Source organism: Streptococcus sp. 2579 (assembly GCF_013277195.1).
GTDB lineage: Bacteria > Bacillota > Bacilli > Lactobacillales > Streptococcaceae > Streptococcus.
The window spans coordinates 57,190-74,480 of sequence record NZ_VMMM01000022.1 but is presented as its reverse complement, the minus strand read 5'-3'; the positions used below and the strand labels follow the sequence as shown (position 1 = coordinate 74,480).

General features: G+C 39.8%; 15 protein-coding genes. 1 reads left to right on the top strand and 14 read right to left on the bottom strand.

Annotation, left to right across the window (positions count from 1 at the left end):
* The 9 genes from HT725_RS09195 to HT725_RS09155 all read right to left on the bottom strand — a co-directional run.
* Window positions 1-1,769: hypothetical protein (locus tag HT725_RS09195; protein WP_173253464.1), on the bottom strand; the 1,769-nt coding region annotated here is incomplete at its 3' end.
* 625 nt (window positions 1,770-2,394) lie between these two features.
* Window positions 2,395-3,582 carry a CAP domain-containing protein gene (locus tag HT725_RS09190; protein ID WP_173218979.1) on the bottom strand — a complete coding sequence of 396 codons (1,188 nt, stop codon included), beginning with the start codon at window positions 3,580-3,582 and terminating at the stop codon, window positions 2,395-2,397.
* A gap of 134 nt (window positions 3,583-3,716) precedes the next feature.
* Window positions 3,717-4,754 carry an aldose epimerase family protein gene (locus HT725_RS09185; protein WP_173218982.1) on the bottom strand — a complete coding sequence of 346 codons (1,038 nt, stop codon included), beginning with the start codon at window positions 4,752-4,754 and terminating at the stop codon, window positions 3,717-3,719.
* Window positions 4,755-4,870: 116 nt separating this feature from the next.
* On the bottom strand, window positions 4,871-6,037 hold the full coding sequence (locus HT725_RS09180) for an SIS domain-containing protein (RefSeq protein WP_173253463.1): 1,167 nt from the start codon (window positions 6,035-6,037) through the stop codon (window positions 4,871-4,873).
* An 86-nt stretch (window positions 6,038-6,123) separates the two neighbouring features.
* Window positions 6,124-6,528, bottom strand: coding sequence for a PTS sugar transporter subunit IIA (locus HT725_RS09175; RefSeq protein WP_000240985.1), 405 nt, complete (start codon window positions 6,526-6,528; stop codon window positions 6,124-6,126).
* 5 nt (window positions 6,529-6,533) lie between these two features.
* On the bottom strand, window positions 6,534-7,358 hold the full coding sequence (locus tag HT725_RS09170) for a PTS system mannose/fructose/sorbose family transporter subunit IID (protein WP_173249690.1): 825 nt from the start codon (window positions 7,356-7,358) through the stop codon (window positions 6,534-6,536).
* Window positions 7,345-8,250, bottom strand: a complete 906-nt coding sequence (locus tag HT725_RS09165; RefSeq protein ID WP_050235418.1) for a PTS mannose/fructose/sorbose/N-acetylgalactosamine transporter subunit IIC — start codon at window positions 8,248-8,250, stop codon at window positions 7,345-7,347. The genes HT725_RS09170 and HT725_RS09165 overlap by 14 nt, the downstream gene beginning before the upstream one ends.
* A 26-nt stretch (window positions 8,251-8,276) precedes the next feature.
* The gene (locus HT725_RS09160) at window positions 8,277-8,753 is read right to left on the bottom strand and encodes a PTS sugar transporter subunit IIB (RefSeq protein ID WP_000156961.1); all 477 of its coding nucleotides are present in this window, start codon (window positions 8,751-8,753) and stop codon (window positions 8,277-8,279) included.
* Entirely contained in the window at window positions 8,750-10,537 is a 1,788-nt protein-coding gene (locus HT725_RS09155) for a beta-galactosidase family protein (protein WP_173253462.1), read from the bottom strand. The genes HT725_RS09160 and HT725_RS09155 overlap by 4 nt, the downstream gene beginning before the upstream one ends.
* 346 nt (window positions 10,538-10,883) lie before the next feature.
* Here HT725_RS09155 and HT725_RS09150 point away from each other — a divergent pair, with 346 nt between their 5' ends.
* Complete coding sequence (locus HT725_RS09150; protein ID WP_049512623.1) at window positions 10,884-11,600, top strand: GntR family transcriptional regulator; 717 nt, start codon at window positions 10,884-10,886, stop codon at window positions 11,598-11,600.
* A 259-nt stretch (window positions 11,601-11,859) separates the two neighbouring features.
* On the opposite strand, the gene purB is transcribed toward HT725_RS09150, so the two are convergent.
* The 5 genes from purB to purE all read right to left on the bottom strand — a co-directional run bounded on the left by purB (window position 11,860) and on the right by purE (window position 17,288).
* On the bottom strand, window positions 11,860-13,155 hold the full coding sequence (gene purB / locus HT725_RS09145) for an adenylosuccinate lyase (RefSeq protein WP_049523600.1): 1,296 nt from the start codon (window positions 13,153-13,155) through the stop codon (window positions 11,860-11,862).
* Between the two features lie 173 nt (window positions 13,156-13,328).
* The gene (locus tag HT725_RS10430; protein WP_275690333.1) at window positions 13,329-14,168 is read right to left on the bottom strand and encodes an AAA family ATPase; all 840 of its coding nucleotides are present in this window, start codon (window positions 14,166-14,168) and stop codon (window positions 13,329-13,331) included.
* Window positions 14,152-15,717, bottom strand: a complete 1,566-nt coding sequence (locus tag HT725_RS09140) for an AAA family ATPase (RefSeq protein ID WP_275690332.1) — start codon at window positions 15,715-15,717, stop codon at window positions 14,152-14,154. Before HT725_RS09140 ends, HT725_RS10430 begins: the two co-directional genes overlap by 17 nt.
* A gap of 22 nt (window positions 15,718-15,739) precedes the next feature.
* Window positions 15,740-16,813: a 5-(carboxyamino)imidazole ribonucleotide synthase gene (gene purK / locus HT725_RS09135; RefSeq protein WP_173253461.1), complete on the bottom strand. Its 1,074-nt coding sequence runs from the start codon at window positions 16,811-16,813 to the stop codon at window positions 15,740-15,742.
* The gene (gene purE, locus HT725_RS09130) at window positions 16,800-17,288 is read right to left on the bottom strand and encodes a 5-(carboxyamino)imidazole ribonucleotide mutase (RefSeq protein WP_038806534.1); all 489 of its coding nucleotides are present in this window, start codon (window positions 17,286-17,288) and stop codon (window positions 16,800-16,802) included. Before purE ends, purK begins: the two co-directional genes overlap by 14 nt.
* Between the last annotated feature and the right edge of the window lie 3 nt (window positions 17,289-17,291).

The following is a 17,291-nucleotide window of genomic DNA, read 5'->3' as shown; positions in this document are numbered from 1 at the left end:
ATACCGTTTTCTTGTTTCCAACCTGTTTTTGGAGCGGCTGGTTTAGCTGGTTCTACTACAGAATATGAGCTGTATGATGGAACATATGAAGGGTATGAAGGGACATATGTCGGATTAGATGGTCTTGCAGGAACAGAAGGTTGTGCTGGAGTGTCTCCAGCTGGTTTTGGAGCTGGGGCTGGAGTTTCTGGAGCTGGTTGAGATGGCTCTTCAGCTGGTTTTTCTGCTGGTTTTTCCGCCGGTTTTTCCGCTGGTTTTTCTGCTGGTTTCTCTGCCGGTTTTTCCGCTGGTTTTTCTTTAGCTTTATCTTCTTCTGCAGCTTTCTTATTTAATTCATCGATAAATTTTTCAGCTTGTTTTGCAGTTAAGCCTTTTTTGAAGCCTTCTACAATTTGTTTTCTTGTTTCATCTGATGCTGCTTTTAATGCTGCAATTGTATCAGCTTTTGCTTTTGCTTCTTCTGGACTATTAGTTTCAGCTTTTTCTAATTCTGCGATTGCTGCTTTCAATGCTGCATCATAGTTTGCTAAAAATTCTTCCTGAGCTGCTTTCTCTTCTTCTGCTGACTTTTTATTTGCATCATCGATTGCTTTTTCAGCGTCTTCTGCAGTTAAGCCTTGTTTGAAACCTTCTACGATTTTAGCTTTTGTTTTATCTGCTTCTGCTTTTAATTTTGCAATCGTATCTTGAATTTGTTCTTCTATTTCAGGATTATTTTTTGCATCTTCTTCTAATTTTGAAACCGTATCCTTTAATGCCTTGTCAAAATTAGCTAAAAATTCTTGTTGAGCAGCTTCTTCTTCCTTAGCTTCTTTTTCTTCTGCAACTTCCTCTTCTTTAGCTTTTGATTCTATTTCTTCTTCAGCATCTTCTGCAGTTAGACCTTCTTTGAAGCGTTTTTCATAGTCAGCCTTCTGAGCTTCAGTTCGTTTTTTAAATTCATCAATAAACCCTTGAATTTGGTTTTCTAATTCTGGATCTCCTTTTGCATTCTCTAAATATTCTTTTAATTCTTTAACTGTAGCTTCTGCAGCTTTATCAAAATTAGATAAGAATTCTTTTTGAGCTGCTGCTTCTTCCTTAGCTTCTTTTTCCTCTGCAGCTTCCTCTTCTTTAGCTTTTTCCTCTATTTCTTTTTCAGCGTCTTCTGCAGTTAAACTACCTGCTTTGAAGCCTTCTTCATACTTAGCCTTCTGAGCTTCAGCTCGTTTTTTAAATTCATCGATAAACCCTTGAATTTGTTTTGCTAATTCTGAATCTCCTTTTCCTTTTGCATTGTCTAAATATTCTTGTAATTCTTTAACTGTAGCTTCTTTAGCTTTATCAAAATTAGATAAGAATTCTTTTTGAGCTGCTTCTTCTTCTTTAGCTTCTTTTTCTTCTGCAACTTCCTCTTCTTTAGCTGTTTTTTCTATTTCTTCTTCAGCATCTTCTGCAGTTAAACTACCTGCTTTGAAGCCTTCTTCATACTTAGCCTTCTGAGCTTCAGCTCGTTTTTTAAATTCATCGATAAACCCTTGAATTTGTTTTGCTAATTCTGAATCTCCTTTTCCTTTTGCATTGTCTAAATATTCTTGTAATTCTTTAACTGTAGCTTCTTTAGCTTTATCAAAATTAGATAAGAATTCTTTTTGCTTCTCTGATAAAGAATTTTCGACAGCTTGTGGAGCGTCTTCTGCTCTTACAAAAGTAGGCTGAGACGCAACAAAAACAGCCCCTAAGATAGCGACGCTGGCTAGACTTGTTAAAATCATTTTTTTCTTATTCATCTAAATTTACCTCTTTTCTGATAATCATTTTCAGACTACACTATATTAAGTATACCCCCCCCACAAATCTTTGTCAAGTGTTTTATATTAAATTTTTGTTACATTTTTGTTCGGAATTTTATTTGTTTTATCAAAGTTTTTGTGAAAATCGTTTTGAAAACTTTGATATTTCTTTACATTTTCTTTCCTAGAGTTTCTCTTTTATTCTGGTGTGTATTTGCTTCTCACACTGCTTTTCTATTGCAGATGAGACTCAATGAAAATCAAAAAGCAAACTAGGAAGCGAATCGTAGGTTGCTCAAAACACTGTTTTGAGGTTGCAGATAGAACTGGCGAAGTCAGTAACATATACCTACACCAAGGCGAAGCTGACGTGGTTTGAAGAGATTTTCGAAGAGTATAAAGCTCACATTCCAGAAATAAACAGATACCAAAAGCAAATGTTCAAACTTGATTTTTGAATTAGGAATACTCCAGCGATGACTCGTCCTTATTTTCAGTGAATAGCAACTGACTCTAAACACTCCAAAAAAAGAGGCCAATGTTCGCCATCAACCTCTTTCTTATCATTCATTCTTTTTGCTAAGTAAGATGAATACTTTACCTATGGCCTGACATTTTCAGCCTAGTTTACCCATTCACCATTACCATTTACACGGTAACCATCTGGTGTTGTTGTGCTCACTGCCAAAGCGCCTGAACCATTTGCATAGTACCAGTGTTGACCTACTTTAAACCAACCCGTCTTCATGATCCCTTCTTCATCAAGGTAATACCAGGTACCATTTTCCTTGTACCAACCTGTTTTCATAGCTCCTGAGCCATCAAAGTAGAACCATCTGCTACCATCTGTTCCCCAGCCTGTAAACATAGCGCCTGAGTTACTTAGATAATACACCGATCCATCAACTTCTACAAATCCAGTCTGCATGACACCTAGGTCATTCAAGTAGTACCATTGACCACCTGTTTTCAACCAGCCTGTCTTCACATCACCAGACTCATAAAAATACCACTTGCCATTAGACTGCACCCAGCCAGACTGATCAGACGTAGATTTTCTGAAATCTTTCAGCGGTGTTTCTACAACTATAGCTTTACTTTTAATTGTTGAAAGGTTTGAGGCAGTCACTTCTGTGTACTGAACAGCAGAACCATATCCACCAGCCAATTCCTCTGAAGAAGTCGTAGTTCCTAGAGCCAAAGCAACCGTTGCTGCTTTCTGAGGACTAGCTGCATTTTTAAAAGCAGCAAGACCCACATGGGTAAATTTAGGGTTAATCAAGTTCTCATAATAAGATGAAAATTCTTTTGATGTTTTATCTTTCTTTTTCGCCACATATTGCGCCTTTTCAGCATGCCAGTTTTCAATTGCTTTTAGAAATCCATCAGGATTCAAATCTAAAGCTTCTCCACTTAGGCTATTACCAGATGGAAAGGCAGTCCAGTTGTTTTTACTGGAAAGACGTTCAGCCTTCAGCGCAACAGATACCTCAGCAGCGCGTACAAAAGCCGTTTTCTCATGGTCAACTGACCATTTGACAGGAACATACTTATCTACCAAACCTTCGTCGGCTGCTTCTTTACGAATTTTATTGATAGCATCTAAAATAGATTGTTGATGAGGAGGCAAAAATTCTCCCTTGATTCCAACCAAAACATTGCCACTAGAAGGTTTTAGCACCTCTGAGGTCAATACATTACCATCAGCAGATTGTGTTGCAACCAGTCTGTCGTTGGCAAAAACATCATTTGTCAAAACTGCTCCTGCCAAGGTCAAGGCCAAGGCGCTAGCAAATACAATTTTCTTCATTTCTTTCTTACTCCTTATTGTAGTTTGAATATTATCTTAACAGATACCTTTCAACGTTTAATTATATCATATTTTCCTACTATTTGTCTTTGCTTACCTATTCCTAAATCCCAAAAGTAGGCGCAATGATTCTTTTATTTCACAACAAGTTCATAACGTGTCTTACTTGTGAAGGTTTGACCAGCTTTAAGGATGACTTGGTCTTTGAGGTTACTGTGAATGGCATCTGGTAAAGCTTGCGCTTCAAGGGCAATCCCATTGTGCTGTACCATTGGCTGACCTCCTATGATGACACTCTCATCCACAAAATTTGCTGTGTAGACTACAAAGCAAGGAGCCTCTGTCTTGAAGAGCAGGAAGCGACCTGAGTTTTGGTCATAAAGAAAACCAGCATTGTCATGGCCTGCAGGAAGGGCAAATGGATGATCCAAACCAGATACCAGTTGGATTTGCTCATCTTCTTCTGCAAAGATGTCTTTCAACAAGGCACCATTGTAGATGTGTTTGACCACATCACGAGTAGCATCTGGAGTTTTTGCAGGAACACCGTCGGGAGCAATTGGGTAAATGCCCTCTGTGTTTAGTTGGAAGACATGGCGGTCAATGGTCTGCGTGAAATCACCAGACAAGTTGAAGTAGCTGTGGTTGGTCGGATTGACCAGCGTATCCTGATCGGTCGTTACCTTGTAGCTGATTTCGTAGGCACCAGTTTCTTCCAAGTGGTAACTGATCCAAATCTTGAGATTTCCAGGAAATCCTCCTGTCCCATCTGTACGCTCTGTGTAGAGGGTCAAGCCATGGTCGCTCACTTCGACTAGTTCAAACAAGCTCGAATCCCAACCAGTTGAACCACTGTGGTTACAGTTGCTAGCATTGTTGACTTCAAGGTCATAAGTCTTGCCATTGAGCTCAAATGTCGCACCTGCAATACGGCCCGCCACAGGACCTACGCTAGCTCCATGCTTGGGACTATTACCTACATAGCTATCAAAGTCATCAAATCCCAAGATAACATTGGCAAAATTTCCAGCCTTGTCAGGTGTGACATAACGCAAGATGGTCGCACCATAAGTCATAACCTCAAGTTGGTAGCCACTGTCAGTTTCAAATCGATAGGCCAATACATCCTTGCCCTCATGATTTCCAAATACACGCTCTGTGTATGCTTTCATTCTCTTCTCCTTTTACTATTTCTCCCAAGCAAACAAACCATAGAAAGCCTACTGACAATCTATGGTTTACTTGTATGATTTACAAACTCCTTTATCAAGAATTCATAAATACTGTCTTACTTTTGATATTCGTGGATGATAACACCTTGTACCACACGGTTTACGGTACCTGTAGGAGACGGTGTATCAGGTTTATTTTCTACCTTGAGTGAAGTCAATAGGGCAAAGAGTTGGGCATAAACGATGTAAGGGAAGACACGGTAAATATCATTCAAGACACCGCCACAACCAAGGGCCACTTCTTTGACATTTTCAAGGCCAAAGGTTTGATCACTCAAAAGCACAACACGACGAGCAATCTGGTCACTAGCAACTTCACGAACCAAGTCCAAGTCGTACTTACGAGTATAGTCTGTCGTTGTACCAAAGACTAAAACAACTGTATCTTCGTTGATAAGAGATTTTGGACCGTGACGGAAGCCGACTGGGCTTTCATACATGGTCGCCACTTGGCCAGCTGTCAATTCCAAAATCTTGAGCTGAGCTTCATGAGCAAGTCCAAAGAAAGGACCAGCACCTAGATAGATGACACGGTTAAAGTCTAGGTCAACAAGTTCTTTGACATCTTCTGCATTGTCTAGAATTTTACGGGCAAGACTAGATACAACTTCAAAACGTTCAGACTTAACAGCAAATTCTGTAGGATCAAAGACCAAGAGAGCTGTTAACATCATAGACGTAAAGCTAGAAGTCATAGCAAATCCAGCGTCATTAGAGGCAGCTGGTTGCAACAGCAAGAGATTGCGGTCATCTCCATGAGCTTGAAGAGCCAACTTACCGTCCGCTGCACAAGTAATCGTCACTTGATAAAGCTCATCTACCAAGGCCTTGGCCAAATCAACAGTCGCCACACTTTCAGGCGAGTTCCCACTACGAGCAAAGGATACAAGTACAGTTGCCACATCTTTTTTCAAATAAGTTTCTGGATTGGCAACGATATCTGTTGTCGCAATAGCATTGAAATTCCATTTGCGTTCGTCATAGACTTCCTTAAAGTATGGTACCAAGGTATCTCCCACATAAGCAGAAGTCCCAGCACCTGTCAAGATAACCTTGATATAGTCATGTTTATCAGCAATCCCTTGTAGGAAGGCTGCAATTTCTTCACGTTTTGCTTGATAAGATTCAAAAGTTTCTTTCCATACATCAGGCTGTTGGTAGATTTCACGTGTAGTGATTTCTGCACCCAATTCGACCAAGTCTTCTTTTGTATAATGTAGCATTGAGTTCCTCTTTTTCTATCAAATATGGGAATGGGAGTAAGCCCCATTCCCATGTATATTCTATATAAAATGCTCTAAGTCACATCTTATTCATCTTCATCATCATCGAAGCCCGCTAATAAATCATTGACTTTCACAATGCTTTCTGCAGCACGGTTCTTATAGTCCGCATCTGCGCCTGTAAGGCTCGCATTGATAAATTCAATCACCATTGGAAGATTCATCCCTGCGTAAAGTTCGATGTCACGACCTTCCATAATCAAACGGCTGACCACGTTACATGGTGTTCCACCGAGAAGATCCGCAAAGACTAGGAAATCATCCAAACCTTCAATAGCAGCTTCAAATTTTGCAGTAAATTCTTCTGGCCCATCTTCTGGAAGAAGAGCCACTGCATGAATGTTATCTTGTGGGCCCATAATCATTTCTGTACTGCCTTTAAGCTCCTCACAGAAGCGACCATGGCTGACCAAAATTAATGATTTTACCATAAAACTTATTTAGGTCCCATTCCAAATGCAAAGTGACCAAGGGCAGAAAGACCTACTGCAAGAGCGATAATGATACCGATAGCTTTAGTAGAAGTCATACCTTTCTTACCAAGCAACCAGAAGATAAAGGCAGTAAAGATTGCTGGAAGCAAACGTGGGAAGATTTGGTTCAAGATGTCTTGGAAATCAATCATCTTTTCACCGATTGGCAACTTGTAAGAAATTTCAAAGTTGATCATTGTTGCTACAAGAGCACCCATCATGAAGACACCAAGTACAGATGCAGCGTCAATCAAAGCTGTCAAGGTACTTTGCATGTTATTGATAAGGTTAACCCCTTCTTTGTAAGCAAATTCCAACTGTTTCCAACGGAAGATGTCATAAGCAACTGCAACTGCAATCCAAAGGAAGATACCCCAAGGTTGGCCAGCGATAGCCATAGTTGCTGCGACTGACCCCATGATAGCAGGTACAAGTGAACCAAAGATTGTATCCCCAAGAGGAGCGAATGGTCCCATCAAACCTGTCTTAATACCGTTAACGGCGTCTTTTGAACCCACACCATCTTTTTCTTCCATGGCAAGGTCAAAACCAGCGATAATGGTATGGAAGAATGGTGAAGTATTGAAGAATTGAGTATGAACTTTCATCATTTCTTTCAATTCAGGAGTTCCATCCCCATACATTTTACGCAACTGAGGCAAGATCATGTACAGGTAACCAGAAGCTTGCATACGTTCGTAGTTCCAACCCAATTGGAAAGTAAACAAGCTACGTTTGTTGATTTGATTAAAATCTTCTTTTGTAAGTTTGTAATTAGAATTCGTCATCTTCGATTTCCCCACTTTCTGATGGTGTAGAAGGTGCTGCTACAGCTACTTTTTGGCTATTTTTGAAGTGAAGCACTGCAAGGAAAATACCTACGATAGAAATACCAATCATAGACAAACCTTTGAAGTTGTTCACGAAACCAATCTTTTCAGCAACTTCAGCAGGAAGAGTACCTACGATACCAGCAACAGCGCCACCAAGACCTGTTACATATGAGTAAAGAACAGTCAACATAGCTGTCAAACCAAATCCCATAGCAAGGTAGTGAAGGTTACGTTTAACTGGAAGGTAACGAAGCAAGATTGCAAATCCAAGACCTGGAAGCATACGTCCTGCGAGTGTCAAACCATCTGCAATCCATTGGTATTCTGTCACTAAGTCTACTACATGTTGTACAAAGGCACCACCAAAAGCAAGCGCAAAGAAGACTGGAAGGGCACGAGATAGAGCCCAAGGAATCGCACCAAGTAGGTAGTTGCGTTCAATACCTTTATAGTCAAAGCGTTCGATTGCAGCATCCACACGGTGAGCGAAGAAGGTAGTAGTCATACGTCCAAGAACGTCGAAGTAAGTCAAGAGAGCTGCTACTGGTACAGCGATTGTAGTAATTGCAAGCGGTGCATCAATTCCCTGTGAAACAGAGAAGGCTGTCGCAAGAACCGCACCAGAAGTTGCGTCGATACGAGAAGCACCACCGAAGGTACCAACCCCAAGAACGAACAGTTGCAAGTTACCACCGATAAGCAAACCAGTAGTCACATCTCCCATGATTAAACCAGTAATGAAACCAGCAAATACAGGGGAACCTGCAGATGAAACAATCGTCAACTCATCACAGATTTGATAAGCTGAGTACAAAGTGAGAAGTAAAATTTGCCACCATTGTATCATAACAATGACCTCCTAAAAATTTTTTCCTATTTTAATAAGCTCAAAAAGTCTGAAATTGGATCATTTGGAACCATTTGAGCAGTAAGTTTAACACCTTTTTCTGCCAGTTTGTGGAAGTCTTCCACATCCTTGTCTACTACGTTGATAGAACGTGTGATGGGGCGAGTTTCTGGTGTTTGAGACATATTCCCAACATTAAGGGTTTCAAGTGGTACACCTGCTTCTACCAAACCAAGGAAGCGGTCTGGCTTACGAGCCACGATAAAGAGACGTTGGCTATCGTATTTACCAGCAAGAATATTGGCTGCGGCTTTCTCAACTGGCAATATACTGAGTTTCACACCTGGTGGTGTCGCAAGTTTCAAACCACTCTTTTCAATATCGTTGTTGACAACTTCGTCGTCTACAACCATAATGCGTGAAACATTTAGTTTCCCAGCCCAAAGATTGGCTACTTGTCCATGGATCAAACGTCCATCGATACGGCATCCTACAATTGTCATAAATTTTCCCCCTTTATGTGTTTTAGTGTAGGTTTACGAGTTAGATGAATCTCTTCTTTATATTGACCCTCTGTTTCAAAGATGATGATACGATTGGCACCTTCCTTGAGATAGCTATGAGGGATATAAAGCGAGAGGGTTGGGCCAACGTTCCAAAAACGTCCTAGGTTCCGCCCATTGACAAAGGCAACTCCCTTACCAAACTCAGACAAGTCTAGGTAAGTATCTTTTGGCTCTTGGACTGTAAAGTCATAAGCGTAAAAGGCTGGTTGTCCTTCTGTCCATTCTTTTGAAAAATCAATTTTCTCAGGATTATCCAGTGGTAGTGGATATTGTTTCCAATTAAGTAAGAAGTGTAAATCCTTGCAGACACCTGTTCGGATTCCCTTACGTTGCGTATCCGCTAAGAATTTATGCCCATAGTTGACACGCCCCATATTTTCTATCAAGATATCAATCCTAGATAACGCTTTCTTTTTACCTTTATAAAAAATATCTTCCCCAATCTCTGTCTGATATTGGGTTTTAACCCACTGACCATCGACATAAAGCTGGGCCCTATCTCGACCATCAATGATACGAAGTCTTTCTTCTTCTGCATCCCAGCTTGTCTCTGTTCGATAGAGTAGGTAGCCATAACTTTGTCCCAACTCCTCCATCTTTTTAGGATAGAGACTTTCTACAGGACTAGACAAGCTATCCAAGGTTTCAAACAAGGAAACTTTTTCAACTAGTGGAATAGCATCCAACTCCATACTCTCTTTGTAGAGTGGTTCCAACTGTGGATACTCTGGAAAATGTGTCGCCATCATCTTCTTGACTGCCAAGTATTTGGCAGTTGGATTTCCTTCTTCATCCAGAAGGGCATCGTAATCATAAGATGTAACTTGTGGCAAATCCAGAGTTCCTCGGGCTGAGCAACCATTCATGAAACCAAAGTTTGTACCACCATGGAACATGTAAAGATTGATGGAGCCTTGCTCCAAAACTTCTCGAACTGCATCTGCCAATTCTTTGGGATCCCGTGTGATAATCGGTTCTTTCCAACGATTGAACCAGCCATCCCAGAACTCCATACACATGAGCGGCCATTTCTTACCATGCTCATCAAAGAATTCCTGCATCTGTGAAAAGTTGTATGGTGCCTTAGAACCAAAGTTCCCTGTTACAAAGAGGTCATCTTCGATTAAGGTTCCAGCTTTCAGAGTAGCTCGCCATGGACCATCTGATGTAAAGAGGGGACAGGTTACGCCACGCTCTTCCATCAACTGTCGAATCGCTCTCAGATAAGCCTTATCTTCTCCGTAAGAACCATACTCATTTTCAACCTGCATCATGAGGATATTGCCACCCTTGTCCAACAGATGTGGAACCAATCGTGGTAAGAGCTGGTCATAATAGCGACCGACAGCCTCAATATAGGCTGGGTCAGATGAGCGGATTCTCATATCTTTGGTTAAGAGCCAAGCCGGTAAACCACCGAATTCCCATTCCGCACAGATGAAGGGTGACGGACGAACGATAGCGTAGAGACCCAAGTCTTGCGCTGTCTGTAGAAATCGCTCCAAATCCAGAGCTCCTTCAAAATGAAACTCACCCTCACGAGGCTCGTGTAAATTCCAAGCCACATAAGTCTCTACCGTATTAAAACCAAGAGCCTTCAAGTTATAGAGCGAATGATACCAATCCTCTGGAGGAATCCTAAAATAATGAATGGCGCCGGACAAAATCTTGAACGGTTTCCCATCTAAATAGAAATCGTCTCGTATCTCAAATCGTGTCATAAAACTACCTTTTGATTGCAAAGTTTGCGCTTTCACTCGTTGTTATAGTAATTATAAACCAATCTGTTTGAATTGTCAATAGAAATTGTCGGAATATTTGCTAGAATTTTACTATTATACACACGTTCAATTAGTTTCAAACATTTTCAGACCCATTTCAAACGCTCTTTAAATTCGGAATAGAGAACCTAAAATAATTTTGTATAAAATACATTTATAAAATATGAGCAATGCTTATGTAGCTTAATTTTTCAAACTATTTTTCTAATTTTTTATTCAAAAGACTACTATTTTTTTCGCTTTTATGGTAAAATTTTCTGTGGAGAAGGAAAATAGAGGTAAAAATATGGCAATTCCCAAATATCAATACATAAAAGACGAATTAAAAAATAAAATCATCTCTGGGCAGTTTAGCAGTGGAGATAAATTTTACACTGAAGCAGAGCTCATTTCAATGTACGATGTCAGTTCTATCACAGTTGTCCGCGCCTTAAACGACCTTGCTAAAGATGGCTATATTGTCCGCCAACAAGGAAAAGGAACCTTCGTTTCACGTGCACGCAAACACAAGCTTGTAGAGTTTTCAGATATTGAACTCTTTAATGCTAAAGATGATAAGGTAACTGTTCTTTCAATTGAACGCGGAAACAAGCTCGTTTACTTGGAAAAATTGGGTCTACGCGGCGATCAATTCTACTACAAGATTGAACGTATCCGCGAATCAAACGGTGTCGTTTATATCTACCATACATCCTACATCCCAGAACAATATATCAACGCAAATTATCCAAACCTTGAATACTATAGTTCTATCTACAACCGTTTCAAGTTAGACTACCACATTCACATGAATGATGAACACTTTGAAGAAATCAACGAAATAGTCTTTCCAACTCCAGAACATGCGGCTTCAGTCCTCGGAGTCGATGAACAATTCCCTACTGTCCTACAAACTAAAATCACCAAACTCGAATCAACTGGTCAAGTTTTAGGATACAGTGAAACTTACAAACGATCTGATTATTACAAGATTAAATTCATCTCATGTGACCGTGATCACTAAGAAGAAAGCCTGAGCCTAATCGCTTGGGCTTTTTCTACGCTTATTATATGACATAGTAGATTGAAATAGAATATGGACAAATCGATTAGGAAATTCAAATCAATTTCTAGTAATATTTTAGAAGTCACAGTATACTATTCTATATTCAACATATTATAAAATATTGGTTATTTTTTTCAAAAGCACTTTAATAAAAAAGAAAAATCGAAGTTCTGCTACTCCAGTAAATGGAGTAATAGAAATTCGATTTTTATTCTAATTATCCTAATCCAAGACGTTCAAAAATATCATCCACTCGTTTGGTGTAGTAAAGAGGGTTGAAGATCTCGTCGATTTCCTCTTGTGTGAGGCGTGATGTCACCTCTGGATCTGCTTCCAGAAGTGGTTTGAAGTCTACTTGATTATCCCAAGAGTAGGCTGTTTTTGGTTGTACCAAGTCATAGGCTTGCTCACGGGTCATCCCTTTTTCAATCAAGGTCAACATGGCACGTTGGCTGAAAATCAAACCAAATGTCGAGTTCATGTTGCGAATCATGTTTTCTGGGAAGACCGTCAAGTTCTTGACGATATTTCCAAAACGGTTGAGCATGTAGTCAATCAAAATGGTCGTATCAGGTGTGATGATACGCTCAGCTGATGAGTGGGAAATGTCACGTTCATGCCAGAGAGCGACGTTTTCATAAGCCGTAATCATGTGACCACGGATGACACGCGCTAGACCTGTCATGTTTTCAGAACCGATAGGGTTGCGTTTGTGAGGCATTGCTGAAGACCCTTTTTGCCCTTTAGCAAAGAACTCTTCTACTTCGCGTTGCTCAGATTTTTGTAGACCACGAATCTCCGTTGCCATACGCTCGATAGAAGTCGCGATACTGGCAAGAACCGCAAAGTACTCAGCGTGAAGGTCACGAGGAAGGACCTGTGTAGAGATTTCTTGAGCACGGATACCCAATTTGTCGCAGACATATTGCTCTACAAATGGTGGGATATTGGCAAAGTTTCCAACCGCACCAGAAATCTTACCAGCTTCCACACCAGCAGCCGCATGCTCGAAACGCTCGATATTGCGCTTCATTTCGCTATACCAAGTCGCCAATTTCAGACCAAAGGTTGTAGGCTCAGCGTGCACACCGTGGGTACGCCCCATCATGATGGTGAACTTGTGCTCCTTAGCCTTATCAGCGATGATGTTGGTGAAGTTTTCAAGGTCACGACGGATGATGTCGTTAGCCTGCTTGTAGAGGTAACCGTAGGCCGTATCTACCACATCGGTAGAAGTCAAACCATAGTGGACCCACTTGCGCTCTTCGCCAAGCGTTTCAGAAACCGCACGTGTGAAAGCCACTACGTCGTGGCGAGTTTCCTGCTCAATCTCCAAAATACGGTCGATGTCAAAGCCCGCTTTCTCACGAATCAAAGCCACATCTTCCTTAGGGATTTCCCCCAACTCAGCCCATGCCTCGTCAGCCAAGATTTCCACCTCAAGCCAAGCACGGTATTTATTTTCTTCACTCCAAATATTCGCCATCTCAGGGCGAGAGTAACGGTTGATCATGTTGTTTCTCCTTAAAAATCTTTTTTATCTATGAGGCTCAGGAAACTTTGCATTATTAGATGCTAAATTAGGGTTTGTAGAAAATAACATTAGGAAGTAATAATCCTTTGATTACTCTAATCAGCTATCATGCAAACTTCAACCATTGCAATAAGTCAAATGGTATGATTCTCTTATTCTAAAATCTCACACTTCCATTGTTCAAGTCTATTTTCCGCATTTGATACACCCTCTAAATGTTTTAAAACATGTAAATCATCTAAAAGATAAAGTAAAACTAGTAAATCTCTAGCTGTTTTTTTTCGTTCTTCATCAGAAATGGTATCAAAGAAATCAATACTCAAAGTTTTAACCGGATCCTTAAAATGACTTTCACCGTTTAAAACCAGTCTATACATAAGATTCTCAAAATAAGTTCTGTATTCTTTATCAATTTTTTCAACAATTAAAGGATCTGTTGTTAGCTCGGCAATTCCCTTCTTATAATTAAAACTACCATAGGCTTCTAAAATTTTTCTCATTGCATTCCCAACAAAACTTTCCGAAGTAGGTGTACTATTTCCCAATGCATAACCGAAGACTATTTCAAGTAGTTCTGTATAATCGTGAGTACTAGTTTTGAATTCTTGTAATTTACCAGAAACCAATTCTAACTTCTTGTATTTAGATTTTTGTCCACCTTCCTCTTCTTTACAGGATTCCATTATCTCTTTCAAAAAGATATCAAAGTCATATATTGTTTGTTTATCATGGGTCATTAGTAAAACTCTAGTATTACTATTCCCCTTAAAAAATCTAGTTAAACAGTATTTTAAATACGAGGTTATTCCAACTTTATTTTCCATATCAAAACTAGAAATTGGATCGTCAATAACAATAAAATATTCATGACTATAAGCATCTGCTAACTCTCTCTGTTGAATTATCTCAGTAAAGAAATAACATAATGCCAGCGCATTTCGTTCCCCTACGGAAACCCTACTGGGGACCACAGACTTACCTCTTGATAACAGATAGTATTTTCCGTTTTGATTCTGTATAGCTAACCGATTTTTTGAAAAAAAATATGTAATTTAAACTTTTATTAATTTCATCAACTGCAATATCTATATTAAGTTTCTTGTCTTCTAAATCAGAAATCTGCTTCTCATAATCCTTTACTCGTTTACTACTGCTATTATAATTATTTTCACAAATTGCTTTTTTATTTGTTTTCTCTTGAAACTTTTTGTATGCATCTTGAATTTCATAAAAAGCTAATTCATTATTTATTTGAAGGAGATCTACTTTTAACTTTTGAATATCCGAGATTTCTGAATTATGTTTGATAATTGCTTGGTTAATTTTTTCAATATCATGCTCTGCTTGACTTAATTCTTGAGAAAAGCTTATATTAGGTAACTCAACTATATTATATGGATTATCAATCTTCTTATCGATTATTGAGTTAATTTCGTTAAATTTAGCATTCAAAGCATTAATACTATTTTGATAAGACTGAATTAATATTGGATCTATCTGTTCATAACCAGAAAAATCTTGATTAATCTCATCAATTTTTTTACCTCTCAATGCGGATTGGTGTTCTTCGACTGCTCTTGATAGTAGTTTAGTTATGCCATTCGTGAGTTCAACTTTAACATCTTCTGATACTGATTGAGTACAGAAAGGACATTTTTTTTGATGTTCATCTTCAAAGAAATCTTTAACTTCTCTCAAATGACGTTCACCTTTTGTGGAATCAGATAATAATGTCAGTAAATACTTATCCCTAGAATTCAACTCAGGTTCTTCGATTTTTTCAGACAATAAAGTTGATAATTCATTGCTATCAAAATTAATATCAGGTAAAGATAGTTCATTATTTATAGTAACTGCGGAATCTCTTATTGAAAAATATCTAGCTTTTTTATTGTTGAATTCAACCTCTAACTCATTTTTATCTAAGATTGGTTGTAAATCAACAAAATTTTGAAAGGTATTATTATGAACGGGAGATGCAGCTCGATTTCCTTTTATCTCCCTATCTCTTTCGGCCCAGTTGCCTACTCCTTTCAAAGAATCTGTCATTTCCTTTTTCCAAAAGTCTGGAGATTTTTCATTTTTTTCATCTAAATATTCTTCATATTCAGCATAATAATCTTGAGATTCAATTTGTGATTCTGGTAACTGCGTTCTTAATCTATCCAGTTCCTCATCGATATCAACCTGTTCACCTAAAATTACAATTGTATCTAACCCTTCTTGAGCAATTTTGACTTTCTGATCAACATAGTGTTCATTGAAAACAAATATCGATTTTCGTTCAGTATCACTAAGTACAATATTATTATTATTTTTATCAATAAATGATACTCTATCTGTTCCAAACTCTCCATTTTTTAATTGATTTATTCCTCGAGCAATGGTACTTTTCCCTGAACCATTCCTTCCAAACAATAAACTTGCCCTATCGTTTTGTACTGGATTTGTTCCCTCAAAATTTCCTTCAAAGAGTTCTAATTTTGTTTCATCTTCAAAAATACCTGATTTTATATTAATTCCTTTAATTTTTTCAAACATTTTTTCTTTAGACCCCTCTCCCCTAAAACTCTCCCACACTATCTGGTTCATCACTAAATAAAGTCACATGTCCCATCTTGCGGTTGTGCTTCGCTTCTATTTTACCATACATGTGGAGGTGGGCGCTTGGATTTTCTGTGACATATTTTTCAGCAGCTTCGCCATGCTGGCCGAGGACATTGAGCATGACGGCTGGAGCATGCAGTTTGATAGCTGGCAATGGTGCCCCCAGAACACCCAGAATATGGGCATCAAACTGGGAGAAGTCGCAAGCTTCAATAGAGTAGTGCCCAGAGTTGTGTGGTCGTGGGGCAATCTCGTTGACAATGATATCATCAGCTGTCGCAAACATTTCCACGCAAAGGGTTCCAGACAAGTTGAGTTGCTCAGCGATTCTCACTGCCATAGCTTTGGCTTTCTCGGCTAAACTTTCAGAAATGCGAGCAGGCACAATAGTTTTTGAAAGGATATTGTTTCGGTGGATATTTTCCTGAACTGGGAAAACCGTCACGTCCTTGCCATTTCCTGATACAATGACAGAAATTTCAAGGTCAAAATTGACAAATTCTTCCAAAACACAGTCTGCTGAATCGGCTAGTGCATTGGCTTCTTCCAAGTCTTCTGCCGAGCGAATGACCTTTTGTCCATGGCCATCATAACCACCTGTTGCCGTCTTGAGGACATAGTTTTTCGACAGGTCGATATCTGCCAAGTCTTGGCTAGAAGTCACAACCTTGTAAGGTGCTACAGTGACTTGAGCCTTGTTTGAGAGGAAGTCTTTCTCAAAGATCCGGTTTTGGGAGATGCGAAGCAGGTCGGTCCCTTGAGGGAGTTGCCCATCCTTGATAACAGCATCAAGACCGTCAGCATCTACATTCTCAAATTCATAAGTCAGGACATCGCAACGCTCAGCTAGCTGACGAAGGGCATCCACATCGTTATAAGGCGCCACAATGATTTCCGCCACACGAGAGGCTGGGCAATCCGCAGCAGGATCCAGCGCAATGACCTTGTGCCCCATATAGATAGTTGAAATCGCCATCATCTGACCCAGCTGACCGCCACCGATAATTCCGATTGTTTTAGATGAGCTCATTGGTAGACTCCTCTGCGATTTTTCCTTGTTCTTCTGCAAAATCTGCCAAAGCTGTCGCGATAGCTTGATCCTCTACTGAAAGAAGACGGAGGGCGAAGAGAGCCGCATTTGTCGCACCAGCTTCACCGATAGCCATTGTCGCAACAGGTACGCCACCCGGCATCTGAACGATAGAATAGAGTGAATCCACTCCACTAAGAGCACGAGATTTGACTGGCACACCAATGACTGGAAGGGTTGTTTTAGCAGCGACCATACCTGGCAAATGGGCTGCACCTCCAGCACCTGCGATGATAACCTTGATGCCACGACTACGAGCTTCTTCGGCATGTTGGAACATGAGGTCTGGTGTACGGTGGGCAGAGACAACTTTCTTTTCGTAGGCTACACCGAAGCGGTCTAAGACTTCTGCTGTTTTTTGCATGGTTGCCCAATCGGATTTTGAGCCCATGATAATGGAAATTACGGGTTTCATTTC